The organism is Chitinophaga silvisoli, from assembly GCF_003412465.1.
Lineage (GTDB): Bacteria > Bacteroidota > Bacteroidia > Chitinophagales > Chitinophagaceae > Chitinophaga > Chitinophaga silvisoli.
The window spans coordinates 909,427-928,677 of sequence record NZ_QTJV01000002.1 but is presented as its reverse complement, the minus strand read 5'-3'; the positions used below and the strand labels follow the sequence as shown (position 1 = coordinate 928,677).

Below are 19,251 nucleotides of genomic sequence, written 5' to 3'. Positions count from 1 at the left end.
TATTAAAAACCATTGAAGCGTAGTCCCACAGAAAAAGGATATTGCTCAAGTCCGTAGTCATGTAATGGCGTTAATGCAAAATTCCCATACAGCTTAACGGGACCATATCCCACATCTCCGGTAATACTGAGTCTCCATTTATTCAAATTAAAATCGTCAACTTTCTTTACCTTCCCCCGTTCCTTACTGATCTGCTTTGTACGGGCCTTTACAAGATATCCTCCCATAATACCCATACTCATTTTGAAAGCACGGGAAGGACGGGCAGGATTGCTGTTGTAGTTCAACATGACAGGCACACTCAAATATTCTACAAACAGCTTATTTTTTGAAAAGCTCACGGTATCCCTCATAATAGTAGTAGGATAACCAGGAACATAAGTAATATTACGGGCAAATCGATAATTGTTCATCTCCACACCCAGCGCATAAATCAGGTTCAGTTTATGCCTGTATATATTCAACCGCTGCTGGAACAACCAGATATTAACATTGACGGACTTGCCTGCAATCAGCTTAAACTCAGATGGGGTGAGCGGTGAGCTACCTGTTCTGGGTGCCAGGGTATTTAAGCCCGCAGCTGAATAAGTGTAGGACTTCATGTCACTATAATATACATCGCTGGGTGAACCATACAGGGCATATGCAGCTGCCCCGTTATAATCACTCCGGTCCATATAATTATTATATCCCAGATCCAAAACGAACCAACGGGTCTGTAAATTGCGTTTTAGTTGAGTTCTGGCATATGCAGTATCATTATACAACTTAAAGATGCGCTTGCCTTTGGCATCCTTTCCCTGCACAATAATTAACCCTTTCACCTGGATAGTGTCTGCTGTCTGCGCATGAACACCCGCACAGGTAAAAAGCAATAAAATTAAACAGCGTAATACTTTACACTTCATATTGATAATTCTTACATCTAATATTACCGTCCTGACAACAGCATTGCTCTGCTTATTTCTTCTTTTTGGAAAAGAATCGCGCTACGTTTGCAACTCCATTCAATATTTTACTATCTCCTCTCATTGTCACTGACACAACAAGTTCTCCCTGAACCGGCCTGGAAGCCTCAGTTACCCGGGTATTCATAGCATCTTCTTTACTATTGTTCTCCGATTTGGCCATTACCGGAGCTTTATCTGTTTCATTGGTTATTCCTGAGTTGGCAATCTGCTGTTGTTCCTTTTGTTCCTTCAGTTGTTGCACAATCTCACTGGTCGTACTCTCTGGCTGAGGCAGCTTGTTCAGTGCAACAGATGCCGGGTGATCCTCTCTTTTTATCTCCTTTGTTGCTGGCTGAGGTACAGGTGTTGCCGGTACTGCATGCGTTGGCACAGGACGATTGCTGGCTATTTGTGGCGTAGTTACTATCGGTTTCTCCACCACTTCCGCAGCTTGTTTTTCTCCTGCAGATTGTTGAGTAGAAGAAGGTGCAGGAGCAGGCGTGGCTACTGCAGGCGTTTGCTGATGAACAACCATTTCAGTACCCTGGATCCCTGTATGGCGCGGTGGAATCATCACTATTGCCACTCCCGCTACTACAGCAGCGGCTGCTGCCCACCACCAGATGGCACGTACGCGGGTCGTATTCCTGTAAAGCCTTGCCTTATCCGGGAATTTAACTGAAAGATCCGGTTTCAGCCTGGATGCCTCCAGCAGGTGTAACTCACGGCTGATGTGCGGATGTTGCTGAGCGAGGGCTTCCACCTTGCGCTGATCTTCCGCATTCAGTTCTTTATCTACATAATCCAGCAAAAAGCCTTCATAGTTTCCTGCAGAAAGTATGTTTGTATCGGACTGCCTGTACAACATTTCCTTCCCATCAAAGCGCAGTTCATCATTCGGCACTATACGGGCCGATTGCAGCAGGAGGAACTCCTGTCTGTATTTAGGATGCTGCTGAAGGAAAACCTCCAGCGCTGCCTGCTCCTCCTCATTTAGTTCACCATCCACAGCACTCAGCAGGTACTCCTCATAGTTCGATATGTCAATATTTATCGCCAAATTCTGATAAATAATTAAAAATCAGGTCAAATTACATTTTCAATTTTCACAAGATACTGCTTCAGGTGCAACCTCGCCCTATGCAGGTAAACTTTTACCTGTGAGGGATTCAACTGCATTATCTCTCCTATCTCTTCATAACTGTATCCCTCATAGTCCTTTAACAGAATCAGGGATCGTTGTACATCCGTCAGTTTATCCAGTGCCTTCTCCAGTACTTTCCTCGCATCATTTATTTTCTGCTCACTGATCTTCGTATCTTCCTTAAACTCATCTACCAGCGTAATCCGCTTTACCTTACGGACATGGTCGATCATATTGTGGTAAGCTACTGTAAAGAGATAAGACTTGGCCTTTTCAAAAGGCACATCTATACAATGTTTCCACAATATTTCAAACGCATTCTGTACCACGTCCCTCGCATCCTCTGTATGGTCTAGATTCTTTACTATAAACCGGAAGAGATTATCCGCGTACAGATCCACGCATTTGTTGTACTCCTTTTCCGTCATCCAGGTGTTGCAGGATTTTAGTGCTAATGTCCGACAATTACTTTAAACGCATCTCTTCCTCTTGTCGTGCCCAACTACGTACCATAATTTTCTGCAATATTTCCCCACTTTCTCCGGATGACAGAACTTCCCGCGGGCGCTCAAGCCATCTTTCACTACATACAGCGCGGAAATATTCAGTCCGGATCATTTTCTCCCGGGTAAACAGGATCAGGGTGCAGACATTATTATGACGCAAAGCTTCAACCAAATGTTACAGCCCCGTCAAACTTTTTATATAAGTACCAGAATTCGCTTCCCGGGTCCCCGAATCGTAATACTTTTATTGCCTTAACTTTGAACCCGGTTACAAAATCTGCTACTATGAACGAAAAATTCATTGCCCGCCTGCAGGAGGAACTAAACGAGATCCAGACTGCCGGCCTTTTTAAAAAAGAAAGGATTATCACCTCTGAACAAGGGGCCGAAATCCAGGTAGGTGGCAATACAGTGCTCAACTTTTGCGCCAATAACTACCTGGGCCTTTCCAGTAACCCCAGGGTAGTGCAGGCTGCTAAAGACGCGATCGATACTCATGGATATGGTATGAGCAGTGTGCGCTTTATATGTGGTACCCAGGATATTCATCGCGAACTGGAACAGAAAATTGCACAATTCCTTGGTACTGAAGACACTATCCTCTACGTGGCGGCTTTTGACGCAAACGGCGGTGTATTCGAACCCCTGTTCAACGAACAGGATGCCATCATCTCCGATGCCCTGAACCATGCCTCTATTATAGATGGTGTACGCCTCTGTAAAGCACAGCGTTACCGCTATGAGCATAATAATATGGCTGACCTCGAAGCCAAACTGCAGGAAAGTGCAGGAATTCGCAGCCGTGTCATTGTCACTGACGGTTCTTTCAGCATGGACGGCACTATCGCCCAGCTCGATAAGATCTGTGACCTGGCAGATAAATATGATGCAATCGTAATGATCGACGAAAGCCATTCTTCCGGCTTCCTGGGCAAAACCGGCCGCGGTACCCACGAATACAGAAATGTAATGGGCCGTATCGACATCATCACCGGTACCCTCGGCAAAGCTCTGGGCGGTGCTTCCGGCGGTTTCACCAGCGGAAAAAAGGAGATTATCGACATGCTCCGCCAGCGCAGCCGTCCTTACCTCTTCTCCAATTCCGTGGCTCCAAGCATCGTAGGCGCTTCCATCGCCGTACTAGATATGCTGAGCTCTACCACCGAACTCCGCGATAAGTTGGAATACAATACCAAATACTTCCGCACCAAAATGACGGAAGCCGGTTTCGACATCAAACCAGGTGATCACCCAATCGTACCCGTAATGCTGTACGATGCCGTACTCAGTCAGCAGTTTGCCGAAAAACTACTGAAAGAAGGAATCTATGTCATCGGCTTCTTCTTCCCCGTAGTAGCCAAAGGCCAGGCCCGCATCCGCGTACAGCTGAGTGCAGCCCACGAACAGGCCCACCTGGACAAGGCCATCGCCGCCTTCACCAAGGTAGGAAAGGAATTAGGTGTCATTAAATAATTCAGAAGCCCGCCCCTAAAGCGGGCTTCTTCCTTTTATATATTACTTTTGCAGGATCAAAATTTTGCTATGATGAAACAAACCGGTTGGCTGCTATTGCTGATGGCGATCCTGGTGAATGCCTGCGCACCAAACAATGTGCACGTTCAGAAAGAATGGGAAAAGTATTTTACCGACAACAAGGTAGAAGGCACCTTTATGTTGTTTGACAACGGACAGGGCTCTTTTAAAGTGTATAATATTGACCGTGCAAAAGAACGCTTCCTGCCGGCTTCCACCTTCAAGATCTTCAATTCCCTGGTAGGCCTGGAAACCGGTGTAATCAAGGATACCAATACCGTTATTCCCTGGAATGGTGTACACCACGAAGGTGCCGATTCTGTATGGGACCGCGACCTGAACATGCAACAGGCTTTCCGCTTATCTGCCGTTCCTTACTACCAGGAAGTAGCCCGCCGTATTACCAAACCCGTCATGCAACATTGGCTGGATACCGTGAAATATGGCAACATGAAAATCAGCCGGATAGATACCTTCTGGCTGGACAATAGCCTCCGTATCTCCCCTGACGAACAACTCGGTTTCGTAAAAAAACTGTATTTCGATGAACTCCCCTTCCATAAGCTGACCATGCAAACCGTTCGGGCTGTAATGGAAATCGAAAAAACACCTAAGTACGAACTGCGTTACAAAACCGGCTGGGGCCAGGAAGGCAAAAAACAAATCGGCTGGATAGTAGGCTGGATCGAAGAAAACGGACACCCTGCCTTCTTTGTACTTAATTTCGACACTGATAATCCAAACATAGACATGGAAAAAGTGAGAATGAATATCACGAAAAGCATTCTCCAGGATGCCGGTTATATGGAAGGACACAAATAAATAATTTTAAGAAAAGGCCGCTAAAAACGGCCTTTTCTTATGTCTAAAAAAATCACTTGACTCTGTCAATCAATTATTTGACTCTGTCAATCATCCCTCCTGCCCCCCACCTACGTTAAAAATCTCCTAAATCCTTACCCTCTAATAGTGTAAAACGTACTAAAAAAATTATATTTGATCCCTATGATGTTACGTTTTCAGCATAGCGAATATTTATGGGCCTTAGCACTGCTGCTTGTATTGCAACTGGCATTTATCAGCATCTCCTGGTGGAAGCGCAGCTCAATTCGCAAATTGGGTGACCCTGTACTGGTTGAGAAGTTATTCACCGGCTACTCCCGCCGGCGTTTTGCATTCCGCTTCCTGCTCATTTTCCTGGCCTTTTTCTTTGGCGTATTGGGATTAGCCAATATCCAGAAAGGTAGCCGAATGGAAAAAATAACCCGCAAAGGAGTGGATGTAGTCATTGCCCTCGACGTAAGTAAGAGTATGCTGGCCGGCGATGTTAAACCCGACCGCCTTACCCGCGCCAAACAATTAATTTCCAAACTGGTCGACAAGCTGGATAATGACCGTGTAGGCCTGGTTGTATTTGCCGGTAACGCTTACCTGCAAATGCCCCTGACCATCGATTACTCAGCCGCCAAAATGTACCTGAGCACCGTAAGCCCGGATATGATCCCTACACAGGGTACCGCCATAGGTCAGGCCATCCAGGTAAGTGACGATGCCTTCAATAAAAAAGAACGCAAACACAAATCCCTTATCATCATCTCCGATGGTGAAGACCATGACGAAGCCGCCATCTCCAAGGCTAATGCAGCCTTCGATGCAGGTGTGGTGATCAATACCATTGGTATAGGTTCCCCTACCGGATCTCCATTACCAGATCCTGAAACCGGCTCCTATAAAAAAGACAAAGATGGCAATACCGTCATCTCCAAACTAAATGAAGAAGAACTGAAACGTATCGCTGCTGCCGGCAAAGGCATCTACGAACACCTGGATAATAATACGGAAGAGGTGGTGAACTCACTGGTACATAAAATAGATAGTATGGAACAGAAAGAGTTCGGAGAGAATATTTTTACAGACTACAACAGTTATTTCCAATATTTTCTCGTTATTAGCCTGATCCTGCTGGTAGCCGAGTTCTTTATTCCGGAAATTAAGCGCAGCACCCGCGCCAATGTTGTCACTGCTACAGAAAAACCATGAGAAAGAATAACCTGACATATCACCTGTTGCTGACTGGCATGTTCCTCTGCATTTGTAGCTATTCCTTCGCACAGAACGGTAATAAATACATCCGCAAAGGCAACGACCTGTACTCAAAAAAGCAATACACCGATGCTGAAGCCAACTACAAGAAAGCGCTGGAAGTAAACCAGGCATCTGTAGAAGGAAGGTATAACCTGGGAAACTCCATGTACGAGCAAAAACGCTATGACGATGCCCGGGCACAATACCTGAACAGCTTCAAAATGGCAGCTAACAAAACAACAAAAGCAGATGCCAGCTACAACATCGGAAATACCTTTATGGAAGGAAAAAAGTGGGAAGAAAGCATCAAGGCTTACAAAGAAGCCCTGAAAATGAATCCTTCCGATGAACAGGCCCGTTATAACCTTGCCTATGCCCAGGCCATGCTGAAAAAACAGCAGGGCGGCGGCGGAAACGACAACAAAGACCAGCAGAACAAGGATAAGAACAAAGACAAGAAAGACCAGCAAAACAAGGACAATAAAGACCAGGATAAAAAAGATCAACAGAACAAAGACAACAAAGACCAGAATAAAAATAACAAGGACCAGCAGAACAAAGACAAGAAAGATCAGAAAGATCAGCAGGACGATAAGCCGCAACCGCAACCCAGCAAACTGGACAAGCAGGAAGCAGAGCGTTACCTGCAAGCTTTAGGTCAGGAGGAAAAGAAACTGCAGGACAAAATGAAGAAGGCCAAAGGACAGGTCGTACCCGTTGATAAGGATTGGTGATTTAACATCCCACGTGATGCTTTTTGTTACCTTTGTCCTGGATATTTTTTCGAACTATGCAGTTATATTGTAATTCACTGACGGAGTATAAAAGGTTAGCTACGCTGGAAGTTAAGGTAGGAGATTTGTTGATAGGGAATTTTAACCCTGTGCGTATCCAAACCATGACGACTACAGATACAATGAACACCCAGGCTACTGTAGAGCAGGCCATCCGTTGTATCGAAGCGGGCTCCGAACTGGTGCGTATCACTGCGCCCAGCAAAAAAGAAGCAGAAAATCTGCTTCCTATCAAAAACGAACTGCGTAAAAGAGGCTATCATACCCCCCTTGTGGCCGATATTCACTTCACACCCAATGCCGCTGAAATAGCAGCCCGCATCGTGGAAAAAGTGCGTATCAACCCCGGCAACTTCGTAGATAAAAAGAAATTTGAGACCATCAACTATACAGACAGTGAATACCTGGCTGAAACAGACCGTATTCGCAAACAATTCACCCCGCTGGTGAACATCTGTAAAGAATATGGTACCGCTATGCGTATCGGTACCAACCATGGCTCCCTCAGCGACCGCATCATGAGTCGCTATGGCGATACACCTATGGGTATGGTGGAAAGCGCTATGGAGTTTCTTCGCATCGCCGAAGATCTCAGTTACCGCAATATTATACTGAGCATGAAAGCCAGTAACCCGCAGGTCATGGTGCAGGCTTACCGTTTGCTCATCCAGACCATGCAGGAAGAACTGGGGCATTGCTATCCATTACACCTCGGTGTTACCGAAGCCGGCGACGGCGAAGATGGTCGTATTAAATCGGCCGTTGGTATCGGCACACTCCTGGAAGATGGAATCGGCGATACGATCCGTGTGTCTCTCACAGAAGATCCGGAATTCGAATTGCCAGTATGCCGTGACCTCGTCAAGCGCTATACCAGCCGTCAGAATCATACCCCGATTCCTCCCGTTGAGCAGGTACCCTACTCTCCCTTCAATTACAAACGCCGCGAATCTATTGCCTTCAATAATGTGGGAGGCAAACAGGTTCCAGTGGTAGTAGCTGACCTGAGTGATGTCAATAATATCAAACCGGCAGACCTGCAGGCCATCGGTTATAATTACGATGAAGCTACAGATAAATGGAATATTGCCGATGCTGCAGCAGATTACCTGTTCTGCCATGAGGTACTTTCCTTTGCATTGCCAGGCACATTGAAAGTGATTGTTCCCAACACCATCTGGGAAACCGCTGATGACAAGGAAAAATACATGCCGCTCTTCTCCTCTGAAGAGTTTATACAGGCTAAAAATACTTCTGCAGTACTGAACTTTGTAGACATCAATACCGGTGTCGCACTGACAGGAGAACTGTTATTACAACTGAACAATGGTAAGCCCGTTGTGCTCTGCCTGCATTCGTCTAACCAGCATGCTATGCCGGAAGTGCGCAGGGCATTCATGACACTGATGCAGCAAAACGTACAGTTGCCATGCATCATTCGCTGCATTGCCGCAGACCACACCAACGATGAGCACCTGATCCACTACGCCACTGAAACCGGTGCCTTACTGCTGGATGGCTTTGGAGATGGCTTATGGCTGGTGAAAACAGCTACCGCCGCAGCTTCAGTAGATCATACTTTGCTGAACAACGTAGCCTTTGGCATCCTGCAGGCTACACGTACCCGTATTTCCAAAACCGAATATATCTCCTGCCCTTCCTGCGGCCGTACCCTATTCGACCTACAGGAAACTACAGCACGAATCAGGGCAGTCACTAACCACCTCAAAGGAGTGAAAATCGCCATCATGGGTTGCATCGTAAATGGCCCCGGTGAAATGGCTGATGCTGACTTTGGCTATGTAGGCAGCGGCGTTGGCAAGATCACACTTTACAGGGGTAAAGAAGTGGTAAAACGCGGATTGAACAGCGACGTAGCTGTAGATGAACTGATCAATCTGATCAGGGAAAACGGCATGTGGGTAGATACAAATAACTAAAATAAAGTAGGGCTGTTGGTTCACAACAGCCCTCGCATCTTTATGCGTGTTCTTGAGGTTAACGGACGAACTAAAATCAATAGAGGGGTTATATTATATATAGTCAGACAATCGATGCATCATTTTCTCTAACATTCAAATAGCTTTTGGGGTTAATCATATTGTTGTCAGGTTGATACAAAGGTACGTCTGACATAGGACCTGAGTCAAGCGTATATATACGTATTTTATATGTGAAAACTACGGTTTAATTATCTAAGTACCAGTCGCTTAAACACGAGCATTGACGTAATATTTTCTATACTTTTTAATAATAAATAAACAACACTATGAAAAAGTTTCTGACTGGTGTATTCGCCCTCCTCATGGGTGCCTCTATTGCGTTCGCACAGACTCCTGCTACACAGCAAAAACAGGACAAACCTAAAACCGAAGCTAAACAGGATGCTCAAAAACTGAAGAAAGACGGTACTCCTGACAAACGTTTCAAAGAGAACAAAGAAGACAAAACTGCAACCGGCCCTAAGAAAAAAGACGGTACTCCAGACAAACGTTACAAAGAAAATAAAGATGCAAAAGCACCAAAAGCTGATGCAAAGAAAAAAGCTTAATCATTGTAAAAGGCTGGCTCATAGTAGCCAGCCTTTTAATTTTCGTACATTTATCGCATGTTGGACTTCAGGTTAAAAGTGTTTTATACAGTTGCCCGGCGCTTAAGCTTCACCAAAGCTGCCGAAGAGCTTTTTATTTCCCAGCCAGCCGTCACCAAGCATATTCACGAGCTGGAACAACAGCTGGGTATGGCCCTCTTTGAAAGAATCGGTAACCGTATCAAGATTACCCGAGCAGGACAGATTATGCTCAGGCATGCAGACGATATCTTTACCAGCTACCGCAATCTCGAATACGAAATCAACCAGCTCAAACATGAACAGGGCGGCCTACTGGCCTTAGGCGCAAGTACTACCATCGCACAATACTTTATACCACCTTTACTGGCGCAGTTTAATCAACGCTATCCAGAAGTAGCCGCATCTCTGATCAGCGGTAATACCGAACAGGTAGAACAGGCACTCTTTGACAAAAGTATTCAGCTGGGTCTCATAGAAGGCCGCTCCAAAAATCCCGTACTCAAGTATGTGGAAATTGCAAAAGATGAAATAGCCCTGATCGGAAATGTGAACTATAACTATGGAGACAACAACGGCCCTCTCAGCGCTTCCGATCTGAAAAATATTCCCCTGCTCATGCGTGAACATGGCTCAGGTACACTGGAAGTCATTAACGATGAACTGAAAAGATTAAAACTAAAACTAACCGACCTGCAGATAGCCATGTATATGGGTAGTACAGAGAGTATCAAATCCTACCTGCACCATGCACCATGTGCTGCGTTCCTCTCACTGAAAGCCGTACAGCGGGAACTGGAAGCCGGTGAATTTAAAATTCTACCCGTTAAAAATTTTAAACTGGTAAGGAAATTTCATTTCATATACCTGCAGGGCCAACAGGACAAATTAGCTCAACTGTTCATGCGCTTTGCACGGCAGCACGCAGGACAACAACAGGTATAAAATAAAAAAACCGGCCATTACAGCCGGTTCCCGTTTTTATAACTTATACCTTAACTACGCTGTAGCGTATAAATGATATATCCTGTCTTGTCTTCATAGTTCACAGCCGCTCTCCATACCATGGTAGTTTTGTCCAGAGAACTGATCTCCAGGCGATACCCTTCCGTTACATTCTTGGCCTTCACACCACCACCTATCTTTTTGAACTGTAACATCTGTACACCACCGGCCTTGTAAATAGACCATACGATAGGCTGAGATGCAGTACTACAACCATCTTCAGTAGAAGTCAGCGTAAATGAACCATTTGTTTCATTATTCGGGAATACCCACTGGCTACCTTTAAAACAACTATAAGAAGCCTGATCAAAAACAGTAATTTTTGAATGCTGAGGGATCCCTTCAAAGCTGATATCAGTAACAATCCAGTTTCCTTTTACACTTCCCTTGCTTGCGCTCACACTTGTATCAGTAGCCCCTGACTGGGTCTTGCAGGATATGGTGAAGAGAGATGCCAGCAAGCACAATGCTGCTAATGTAAGATGCTTCATGTATGAAATATTTAAATGTTTAATAAGACAGTAACGCAATTAGTTACCAGCTCGAAAATAGAAAAGACAAGAAGTGTACCAAACCTACCTGCGGGTTGGCTGTTGCTGCTCTATGTTGGGCAGCATGCGGAGAAAACGGTCTTCCATCTGATGAAAACGGTTATAGAAATAAATGGTGCTTGCCAATAAAGCGATGATAGCCATCCCCATCGCAATAAAAGCACAACGCCACCAGATGCTCACTGTCATGGTATATTTCTGAGGCTGTAAAATATAGGTCGGATTTTCAGGCGAAGATCTTTTGTTCCTGGGTGGTTTTTCCCAACTGATCTGGGCCGCAATCTTGTTCCAGACAACTGCAGGTGGTGTTACACCTCCTTCTTCTGTAATTCTTTGTAACCGGTATTCGGCCATAGCGATTTCAGTTTCCAGCTCGGGATAGATATAACGCATACGTTCCAGTAATACAATATCATCAGCCGAGGCGAGTCCCAGCAGGTAACTTTCAATAATACCACTATCTATGTAATCCTGTAAGTCCAGAAGGCAAAAAATAATAGGTGAAACCATGTTCCCCCAAGGTCAACTTCACATGCCTGGACGCAAATGTCAAATTAAAATCTGAATAATATAACTTTTTTTGTGGTATTAACCGTAAAATCACCTGGGATTTGCATGTATTTCCGCACGGGGAGCTAATTGTTCCAGCTTTTTTTCCTGCATTTGATACTTCAGATAGAAGTAAATAGCCGAAGCCAGACAAACTTTTGAAAGTATAAACACAGCGATGAAAAAGAGTTTCCACCATTTGTGTACCGTAATATATTGATTATCCTTTGGCTGGATATTTATGTAAGTAGTGTTGTAATTGGCCTGTTGGCGTTGATTGGACGATCTGCGGTAATCTGTCGTATCATAATACTCTTCCTCTCTCCAGTTGATCCGCTGTAAAATACGGTCTTTCAGCTGCACAGGAGGTAATACCGCTTCTGAAAATGCTATTCTCTCCATACGCTTCTCCACAGCAGCTATTTCACTGTTGAGTTCCGGGTAGAGCCTACGCATATATTGCAGCTCCTCTACCTCTATGTTGGTAGCAAGCCCAAGTACGTAGCTCTCTATAATACCGCTTTGTATGTAATGATCGAGTTCCAATTAGTTCCTTAAAAAGTTTCTGAAAGCCATCATTATTTCCTTCATCTGTCCGGCTACCGTTTCTGCCTCTACCCCCATCATCCGGGCTACCGCTTCTTTGGGCAGGCCTTTAAAGTAGCACAGGTAAAAAACCTTTTGTTTATCCTGTGGTAATGTGTTGGTAAATCGCTGAAGCGAATTATTCCCCTGGAGTAGTACCCCTTCAGTTACTTCCCCCCCTGCATAACTCCCGTCGGAAAACACTATCTCCCTTGTCAGGCGCATCATCCAGCCGAAGAGTAGGGTGTTTCCGGACTCCTTGTAAGTATAGATGTCACTATATATACGTACAAACACAGTAGTAAGGATGTCTTCTGCCTTTTTATTATCTGGAACCACTTGTAAGATTATGCTGTAAAGAGCCGGGCCATAGTAATCATACAATAACTCCCTTGCTCCGGGGTCACCAGCAATCAAGCGTTCAATTAGTAAATGCTCATCAATATGAACAGCAGGCTGTCCCAAATGTTGTCGGTTTAACTATAACTAAGATAGCTATTCTCCAACTATCCGTCAACTTTCTTGTTATAACATCTAAATGTTATTCAAAGAACTCCTGTACCCTCTTTCGCCTGTAAGCAAAGATTCCCTCCAGCTGACGGCGCACAAAAAGGGCATGTGCTACCCTGCCCAAAATACCCAATGGCAGTGAGTAGTGTACAATGTCCGTCATCTTTACGCCCCCCGCTACCGCCTCAAAATGATGTTGATGATGCCAAAGCCCATAAGGGCCCTCACGCTGTTCATCCACAAAATATTCCCCCTCTTTTACGTGGGTAATTTCTGTCATCCAGCGCAAGGGTATCCCAAGCACAGGATGAATAACGTAAGTAATAATTTCACCGGCATATATTGGCTTATCTGTCACCGGCGAAGTAATGTCAAATCGCATATACGAGGGCGTAATTTTCTCCAGGTTATCCGCCCGGGAAAAAAACTTCCATGCCTCCGGTATCGATGTATTTAATACCTGCTCATACCGCAACAGATAGATTTTTGCCATAACTTCATATATATTTTAGTGTCGACGGATGCTAATCCATTTTCAAATATAGTCATGTCCAGAGATCAATATCAACAACGTTTCGAGGAAGTATATAATCGGCTTAATGAACGACAGCGGGAAGCTGTTGACAATACAGAAGGCCCTGTGATGGTGATAGCCGGTCCCGGTACCGGCAAAACGCAGATCCTGGCATCGCGTATCGGCAAAATTCTGCGTGATACCGATTTTTTACCACAAAACATTCTCTGCCTTACTTATACTGATGCCGGCACAGTTGCCATGCGTAAGCGCCTCACCGACTTCATCGGCCCCGATGCTTACCGTGTTAATATCCACACTTTCCACTCCTTCTGTAACGAAGTGATACAGGACAACCTCGGCTATTTCGAAAAGAATAGCCTCGATCCTATATCAGAACTGGAAAAAATACAGCTGCTCAAAAAACTCATCGACGGTTTTGATAAACAAAACCCCCTGAAACGATATCGTGGCGATGTGTACTTTGATATGAATAACCTCTCCAATCTCTTCTCTACCATGAAGCGGGAAGGCTGGACTGTCGATTACATCAAAGATGCCATTAAAGCCTATATGGATGATTTGCCAAACCGTGAAGATTTTATCTGCAAAAGAGCGACCAAAAATTTTAAAAAGGGCGATATCCGTACAGATAAAATAGAAATTGAAGCAGAGAAAATGGCTCGCCTGCAAGCCGCTGTTGAACAATTCCTCGTATTCAACTCCCTCATGCACGCCGCCAACAGGTACGATTTCGATGATATGATCAACTGGGTGATCAGGGCCTTTGAACAAAACCCTAACCTCCTGGCTGATTATAAAGAACGCTACCAATACATACTCGTAGATGAGTACCAGGATACCAGCGGTACCCAGAACAGGCTCATTCAGCAACTCATCAACGGCGAAGAACTGCCCAACGTTTTCGTAGTGGGCGACGACGACCAGTCTATTTACCGCTTCCAGGGCGCGAATATCGAGAACATGGAGCAGTTTGCCGGTGGCTTTGCAGAAACCCTGCGCACCATCGTACTCACGCAGAACTATCGTTCTGTACAGAACATCCTGGATGCTTCCATGACCCTGATAGACAACAATGGTAATTCCCGCCTGGTAAATCAGCTGCCAGGACTGAGCAAACAGCTCACATCCAGCAATGATAAGCTGATGCACCTGAACATCACACCTGTCATCCAACGCTATAACACGCCACGGGATGAAATGGCAGGCATTACAAATACCATGGTATCCCTGCTGGAAAAAGGCGTTCCCGCCGGCAAAATAGCAGTGATCTATCGTGAAAACCGGTTCGGCGAAGAGCTGGCACAATACTTCCGTCTCAAAGGCCTTCCCTTCTATTCTAAAAGACATGTGAACCTTTTTGAAAATCCATTCGCCCGCAAAGTATTAACCATACTCCGATACCTGGCAGCAGAACTGGATACACCTTACAGTGGAGATGACCTGCTCTTCAAAATCATGCACTTTGACTTCTATAACATACCTCCTGTTGAAATAGCCAAAGTAAGTATCAGGGTGGCAGAAAAAGGATATGCCGAAAAATCGTCCATCCGTCAATATTTACAGGAATGGCAGACTACCCGCAACCTTACACTCTTTACCGAAGCGCCCGAACTGGCCATGATGGAACTGAGCAGGATGATGGAAGGCTGGATTAAGGAAGCACATAATCTTACCCTGCAACAACTCTTTGCCAGCATTATCAGCGAAGGTGGCATCCTCACCCACATCATGGATTCTCCGGAAAAAATGTGGCTCATGAAAGTATTGCAGGCTCTCTTTGATTTCATCAAAGAAGAAACCCGCCGCAATCCAGACCTGAGCCTCGTACCATTCGTAGAAATGGTAGATCTCATGGAAGCCAATAAAATTCCTATTCCCCTGGTACAGGTGTCTGGCAACGAAAAGGGAATTAACCTGATCACCGCACACGGCTCTAAAGGACTGGAATTTGAATATATTTTCCTGGCAGGTACTAACTCTCATCTCTGGGAAAAGAAGAAGAAAAACAACAGCGGATTCTCCTTCCCGGATACCGTATTCGCCACACAATCTACCAGTACGGATGAACAGGAATTACGCCGCCTCTTCTATGTAGCCATTACCCGTGCAGAAAAATACCTGTACATCAGTTATCCTGAATTCAGACTGGATGGAAAGCCACTGGAGCCAAGTATGTTCATCACAGAAATACTGGAAGAACACCAGCTGCCCAACGAAAAAGTAGAACTCTCCGAAGAAGCGATGTTCGCCTTCGAAGCACTGCATTACAGCAAGCACCTGGCACCTGAAATTGCCCGTGCAGACCAGTTGTTTATCGACACCCTGCTGGCTAGTTTCACCATGAACGTGACAGCACTGAACAATTACCTGGATTGCCCCCTGGGCTTCTTCTATAAGAACCTTGTTCGTATCCCGACAGGCCGCTCTGAGAATACAGAGTTCGGTTCTGCCGTACACTACGCATTGGAAAAGCTTTTCCAGAAAATGCAGGAAGCCGGCAATAACACCTTCCCCACCCGTGAAGAATTCATCAAAGACTTCGCCTGGAGCATGCGCCGCAACCGCGAGTGCTTTACCCGCGAATCCTTTGAGAGAAGAATGGAATATGGCAAGGAAATCCTCACCAACTATTACGATACCTACATCGGCACATGGAACAAGATCGTAAGTGTGGAAAGAAACGTGCGAAATATTGTAGTAAGTGGTGTTCCCCTCAAAGGAAAAGTGGATAAACTGGAGTTTGAAGGCAACCAGGTGAATGTAGTAGATTACAAAACCGGCGATTACGAAAAGGCCATCAAAGATTATAAAAAGTTCGACCGCCCTAACGAGAAAAATCCTAATGGTGGCGACTACTGGCGACAGGCCGTATTCTATAAAATCCTGCTGGAAAACTACCGGTCCAAAAGCTGGCAGGTAGCCAGCACTGAATTCGACTTCATCGAACCAAACAAACAAAAGGTTTATCACAAAGAGAAAGTGTTCATCACCGCCGATGATATTGCAGCCGTAACACAGCAAATCGTAGATACCTGGACCAAAATCCAGAACAAGGATTTCTATACCGGCTGCGGTAAGGAAGAGTGCGTATGGTGCAACTTTGTAAAAGATCACAAACTGCATATCGCACTGCACGACCTTGAAGAGGAAAGCGAAATACAATTTTAACATTTCCTGCGCTCCGGCAATATTTGGATATTACTGATTCAAATTTGATCTTTGGACCCGGTTTTTGGCATAATACGATAAAAATGAATCAGAACTTCCGTGGCTGGGTTTCCCTGCTTACAGTTATAATAGCAAGTGTACTTTTATTCCCCCGCTGTGCGAACATTGTTCCGCCCAGTGGTGGCCCTAAAGACACTTTACCTCCTGTATTGCTTGGTGCCAGCCCGGCGGACTCCAGCCTGCACTTCAATGCCCACAAGGTCACCCTGTCATTCAGCGAATACGTAGAGCTGGATAACATCTTTGAAAAGCTGATCGTATCCCCTACCCTGAAGCGTACACCCACCGTGACAGCCAAGCTGAGAACGGTCACCATGGTCATCAAGGATACCCTGGATCCAAATACCACCTACACCTTCAACTTTTCTGATGCCATCCGCGATATCAACGAGCGTAACCCCATCCAGGATTATGCTTACGTAGTATCTACCGGCGACTACCTCGACTCCCTGCAGGTAAAAGGCTTTATAATCAACGCCGAAAGCGGTAAACCGGATAGTAATGTGTCCGTGATGCTCTACCGCCACCGGGAAGACTCCGTTGTTTCCAAGGAAAAACCGGTCTACTACGCCCGCTCCAGAGGTAATGGCTCCTTCTGGTTCAAAAACCTGGCTCCCGGCGATTACAAGATCTTCGCCATCAAAGAAGAAAACAAAGACTTACAATACAACGATCCTAAAGAACTGATTGCCTTCCAGGATAGCCTGATACACCTGCGGGAAGAAAACCTGTACGATGTACCACTCCTCACCTTCCTGGAAAAAGACTCTACCCTCAAAAGTGGTGGTCCTGAAGAAATAGGCGGTCCTGGCGGCCCTACCGAAGGTAATAACCCGCCTCCTCCTCCTGTGGAAGAGGACAAAAAGACCAAAGAGGAAAAGGAAAAAGAAAAGAAAAGAAGAATCCTGGTAGCTGCTACCCTGGGCGAGAAAAATACCCAGGATCTGGGCCAGCCACTGATTGTGAACTTCAGTGCTCCTGTAAAAACACTGGACACTACCCGCATGATGCTGACCGAAGATACTACTTTCAAAGCGGTTCCCTTTACCACATTCTTCGACTCTACCCGCAAAGTGCTGCATGTAGTCTACACCTGGAAAGAAGGTACCCCTTACCGCCTCACAATTCCCAAAGAGGCTGTACTTGATACCCTTGGTCAGGAGCAATCCAAAGCCGATACAATCCTGTTCAATGCAAAGAAAGAATCTGATTACGGCAGTGCCATGCTGACGCTCACCCTCAGCGACAGCCTGAAAAATGCAGGTGGCGATACCATGCATTATGTAGCACAGCTGGTGAAAGACAAAGAGATAAAGTACGCAGGCAAAATTGTAAAAGGTGCCTGGATCCAGAAGCGCATTCAGCCTGGCGAATACGAAGTAAGGATCCTCCTGGATGATAATAATAACGGCGTTTGGGATCGTGGTGTGTACTATGGTACACCGAAAAAACAACCCGAAAGAGTCGTGAACTTCCCCAAAAAGGAGAACATCAAAGCCAACTGGGGAGTACCGATCAAATTGCAGATCTAACCGGCCAGGGGCACATTGCCCCCATGAAAAAACATTATTTTTGTACCATGATCTTCTCCTCCGCTCTGATAGAAAATGCTGTAAATGAATTTGCGCGGCTGCCAGGTATTGGCAAGAAAACAGCGCTCCGCCTGGTATTACACCTCCTCAAACAGGATCCTGCACAGGTGAAGCTATTCGGCGAGGTAGTTACCCGCATGCGCGACCAGATCAGGTTCTGCAAAACCTGCCACAACGTTTCCGACGAAGAAGTCTGCTCCATCTGCAGCAGCCCTTCCCGCAATAAAGCATTAGTATGTGTCGTGGAAAACATCCGCGATGTCATGGCTATAGAAAATACCCAACAATTCAACGGTGTATACCATGTGCTGGGAGGCATCATCTCTCCCATCGATGGTATTGGTCCCGACCAGCTGAATATCCATTCTCTTATAGAAAGAGTACAGCAACAGGGTGTGGAAGAAATCATTATGGCGCTGAGCCCGACAATAGAAGGGGACACCACCATTTATTACCTCTCGAAAAAGCTGAAGGAATTTCCTGTAAAGATTACCACCATCGCCCGTGGTATCGCCTTCGGCGGCGAACTGGAATATGCGGATGAAATGACGCTGGCCAGATCTATCTCTAATCGTTTACCACTGGAAAGTTACGTACAGAAATAAAAAACGCCGAAGGTATCAGCGTTCTGCAGCTGCCTTTCAGCGTTTTTTTAAAAAAGATACGAGTGCTCAACAACACCCGTGTGTGTTTAACCTGTAATTCCACGTTATGAAAAAGCTATGATTGATCTTTATCTTTTTGTTGTCCGCTTCCCTCCTCTTCATTGCGCAGCTCCCGCCAGCGCTCTATCTCATACTTGTTCAGAAAGCAGATCCTGAATACAGTAGAAGCTTCATTTTCAGCATCCTCAGGAACCGGGTATAAACCAAATTGCGCCAAATGCTTTTGTAAACTGTGTACATGCTTCGCAATGCTCATTGTCTTAAATTTTTTGTTTAAGCAGGTTGTTAACTATGCGGGCAAAGTGGTGGATTCCCTGGTAGTAATCAGATGGTAGTATATTGATTCTTTTGTTGTATTACCCTACAAATATAGTAGACTTTTGGTTTCAAACAAAATTTTCTCTCATTTTCCTGAATAAAGTAAAAAATTCTGCTAACAGTACTTCC

At 45.4% G+C, this 19,251-nt stretch carries 19 protein-coding genes; 10 read left to right on the top strand and 9 right to left on the bottom strand.

The genetic code is table 11. The features are described 5' to 3' along the window. Window positions 1-2 precede the first annotated feature (2 nt). From DXN04_RS10060 to DXN04_RS10050, 3 genes are read right to left on the bottom strand one after another with little or no spacing between them, the layout of a single operon-like run. Window positions 3-908, bottom strand: a complete 906-nt coding sequence (locus tag DXN04_RS10060; protein ID WP_116853195.1) for an outer membrane beta-barrel protein — start codon at window positions 906-908, stop codon at window positions 3-5. Window positions 909-960: 52 nt separating this feature from the next. Next, entirely contained in the window at window positions 961-2,010 is a 1,050-nt protein-coding gene (locus DXN04_RS10055) for an anti-sigma factor (protein ID WP_116853194.1), read from the bottom strand. A 26-nt stretch (window positions 2,011-2,036) separates the two neighbouring features. Continuing rightward, complete coding sequence (locus DXN04_RS10050; protein WP_116853193.1) at window positions 2,037-2,522, bottom strand: RNA polymerase sigma factor; 486 nt, start codon at window positions 2,520-2,522, stop codon at window positions 2,037-2,039. 363 nt (window positions 2,523-2,885) lie between these two features. Between DXN04_RS10050 and kbl the strand changes: the two genes are divergently transcribed. The 7 genes from kbl to DXN04_RS10015 all read left to right on the top strand — a co-directional run bounded on the left by kbl (window position 2,886) and on the right by DXN04_RS10015 (window position 10,526). After that, a complete protein-coding gene (gene kbl / locus DXN04_RS10045; RefSeq protein WP_116853192.1) occupies window positions 2,886-4,073 on the top strand; it encodes a glycine C-acetyltransferase in 1,188 nt (395 codons plus the stop codon). Window positions 4,074-4,142: 69 nt separating this feature from the next. Next, complete coding sequence (gene blaOXA / locus DXN04_RS10040; RefSeq protein WP_233525557.1) at window positions 4,143-4,955, top strand: class D beta-lactamase; 813 nt, start codon at window positions 4,143-4,145, stop codon at window positions 4,953-4,955. 183 nt (window positions 4,956-5,138) lie between these two features. Beyond that, on the top strand, window positions 5,139-6,173 hold the full coding sequence (locus DXN04_RS10035) for a VWA domain-containing protein (RefSeq protein WP_116853191.1): 1,035 nt from the start codon (window positions 5,139-5,141) through the stop codon (window positions 6,171-6,173). Further along, on the top strand, window positions 6,170-6,952 hold the full coding sequence (locus DXN04_RS10030; RefSeq protein ID WP_116853190.1) for a tetratricopeptide repeat protein: 783 nt from the start codon (window positions 6,170-6,172) through the stop codon (window positions 6,950-6,952). Before DXN04_RS10035 ends, DXN04_RS10030 begins: the two co-directional genes overlap by 4 nt. A gap of 56 nt (window positions 6,953-7,008) precedes the next feature. Continuing rightward, window positions 7,009-8,952, top strand: a complete 1,944-nt coding sequence (ispG, locus tag DXN04_RS10025; protein ID WP_116853189.1) for a (E)-4-hydroxy-3-methylbut-2-enyl-diphosphate synthase — start codon at window positions 7,009-7,011, stop codon at window positions 8,950-8,952. Between the two features lie 329 nt (window positions 8,953-9,281). Beyond that, entirely contained in the window at window positions 9,282-9,563 is a 282-nt protein-coding gene (locus DXN04_RS10020; RefSeq protein WP_116853188.1) for a hypothetical protein, read from the top strand. Between the two features lie 57 nt (window positions 9,564-9,620). Next, window positions 9,621-10,526 carry a LysR substrate-binding domain-containing protein gene (locus tag DXN04_RS10015; protein WP_116853187.1) on the top strand — a complete coding sequence of 302 codons (906 nt, stop codon included), beginning with the start codon at window positions 9,621-9,623 and terminating at the stop codon, window positions 10,524-10,526. 50 nt (window positions 10,527-10,576) lie between these two features. On the opposite strand, the gene DXN04_RS10010 is transcribed toward DXN04_RS10015, so the two are convergent. The 5 genes from DXN04_RS10010 to DXN04_RS09990 all read right to left on the bottom strand — a co-directional run bounded on the left by DXN04_RS10010 (window position 10,577) and on the right by DXN04_RS09990 (window position 13,274). Further along, the gene (locus tag DXN04_RS10010) at window positions 10,577-11,077 is read right to left on the bottom strand and encodes a lipocalin family protein (RefSeq protein WP_116853186.1); all 501 of its coding nucleotides are present in this window, start codon (window positions 11,075-11,077) and stop codon (window positions 10,577-10,579) included. Window positions 11,078-11,161: 84 nt separating this feature from the next. Beyond that, entirely contained in the window at window positions 11,162-11,647 is a 486-nt protein-coding gene (locus tag DXN04_RS10005; protein ID WP_116853185.1) for a hypothetical protein, read from the bottom strand. A 90-nt stretch (window positions 11,648-11,737) separates the two neighbouring features. Beyond that, window positions 11,738-12,232 (bottom strand): hypothetical protein, encoded by a 495-nt coding sequence (locus DXN04_RS10000; RefSeq protein WP_116853184.1) that lies wholly within the window; start codon window positions 12,230-12,232, stop codon window positions 11,738-11,740. Further along, a complete protein-coding gene (locus DXN04_RS09995; RefSeq protein WP_116853183.1) occupies window positions 12,233-12,736 on the bottom strand; it encodes an RNA polymerase sigma factor in 504 nt (167 codons plus the stop codon). A gap of 76 nt (window positions 12,737-12,812) precedes the next feature. Continuing rightward, window positions 12,813-13,274: an SRPBCC family protein gene (locus DXN04_RS09990; RefSeq protein ID WP_116853182.1), complete on the bottom strand. Its 462-nt coding sequence runs from the start codon at window positions 13,272-13,274 to the stop codon at window positions 12,813-12,815. Between the two features lie 54 nt (window positions 13,275-13,328). Here DXN04_RS09990 and DXN04_RS09985 point away from each other — a divergent pair, with 54 nt between their 5' ends. From DXN04_RS09985 to recR, 3 genes are all read left to right on the top strand, one after another. After that, the gene (locus tag DXN04_RS09985) at window positions 13,329-16,487 is read left to right on the top strand and encodes an ATP-dependent helicase (protein ID WP_116853181.1); all 3,159 of its coding nucleotides are present in this window, start codon (window positions 13,329-13,331) and stop codon (window positions 16,485-16,487) included. Window positions 16,488-16,570: 83 nt separating this feature from the next. Beyond that, window positions 16,571-18,079, top strand: a complete 1,509-nt coding sequence (locus DXN04_RS09980) for an Ig-like domain-containing protein (protein WP_147319887.1) — start codon at window positions 16,571-16,573, stop codon at window positions 18,077-18,079. 23 nt (window positions 18,080-18,102) lie between these two features. Beyond that, window positions 18,103-18,744, top strand: a complete 642-nt coding sequence (recR, locus tag DXN04_RS09975; RefSeq protein ID WP_233525556.1) for a recombination mediator RecR — start codon at window positions 18,103-18,105, stop codon at window positions 18,742-18,744. A gap of 115 nt (window positions 18,745-18,859) precedes the next feature. Here the strand turns inward: recR and DXN04_RS09970 are convergent, their stop codons facing one another. Further along, complete coding sequence (locus DXN04_RS09970; protein WP_116853179.1) at window positions 18,860-19,060, bottom strand: hypothetical protein; 201 nt, start codon at window positions 19,058-19,060, stop codon at window positions 18,860-18,862. Window positions 19,061-19,251: the final 191 nt, after the last annotated feature.

Bases quoted from the DNA above. Each gene is read 5' to 3' on its own strand.
- DXN04_RS10030 (WP_116853190.1), top strand. From the start codon at position 6,170: ATGAGAAAGAATAACCTGACATATCACCTGTTGCTGACTGGCATGTTC.
- DXN04_RS10035 (WP_116853191.1), top strand. From the start codon at position 5,139: ATGATGTTACGTTTTCAGCATAGCGAATATTTATGGGCCTTAGCACTG.
- kbl (WP_116853192.1), top strand. From the start codon at position 2,886: ATGAACGAAAAATTCATTGCCCGCCTGCAGGAGGAACTAAACGAGATC.
- DXN04_RS10060 (WP_116853195.1), bottom strand. From the start codon at position 908: ATGAAGTGTAAAGTATTACGCTGTTTAATTTTATTGCTTTTTACCTGT.
- DXN04_RS09985 (WP_116853181.1), top strand. From the start codon at position 13,329: ATGTCCAGAGATCAATATCAACAACGTTTCGAGGAAGTATATAATCGG.
- DXN04_RS10020 (WP_116853188.1), top strand. From the start codon at position 9,282: ATGAAAAAGTTTCTGACTGGTGTATTCGCCCTCCTCATGGGTGCCTCT.
- ispG (WP_116853189.1), top strand. From the start codon at position 7,009: ATGCAGTTATATTGTAATTCACTGACGGAGTATAAAAGGTTAGCTACG.
- DXN04_RS10010 (WP_116853186.1), bottom strand. From the start codon at position 11,077: ATGAAGCATCTTACATTAGCAGCATTGTGCTTGCTGGCATCTCTCTTC.
- DXN04_RS10005 (WP_116853185.1), bottom strand. From the start codon at position 11,647: ATGGTTTCACCTATTATTTTTTGCCTTCTGGACTTACAGGATTACATA.
- recR (WP_233525556.1), top strand. From the start codon at position 18,103: ATGAAAAAACATTATTTTTGTACCATGATCTTCTCCTCCGCTCTGATA.
- blaOXA (WP_233525557.1), top strand. From the start codon at position 4,143: ATGATGAAACAAACCGGTTGGCTGCTATTGCTGATGGCGATCCTGGTG.
- DXN04_RS10050 (WP_116853193.1), bottom strand. From the start codon at position 2,522: ATGACGGAAAAGGAGTACAACAAATGCGTGGATCTGTACGCGGATAAT.
- DXN04_RS09970 (WP_116853179.1), bottom strand. From the start codon at position 19,060: ATGAGCATTGCGAAGCATGTACACAGTTTACAAAAGCATTTGGCGCAA.
- DXN04_RS09980 (WP_147319887.1), top strand. From the start codon at position 16,571: ATGAATCAGAACTTCCGTGGCTGGGTTTCCCTGCTTACAGTTATAATA.
- DXN04_RS10015 (WP_116853187.1), top strand. From the start codon at position 9,621: ATGTTGGACTTCAGGTTAAAAGTGTTTTATACAGTTGCCCGGCGCTTA.
- DXN04_RS09990 (WP_116853182.1), bottom strand. From the start codon at position 13,274: ATGGCAAAAATCTATCTGTTGCGGTATGAGCAGGTATTAAATACATCG.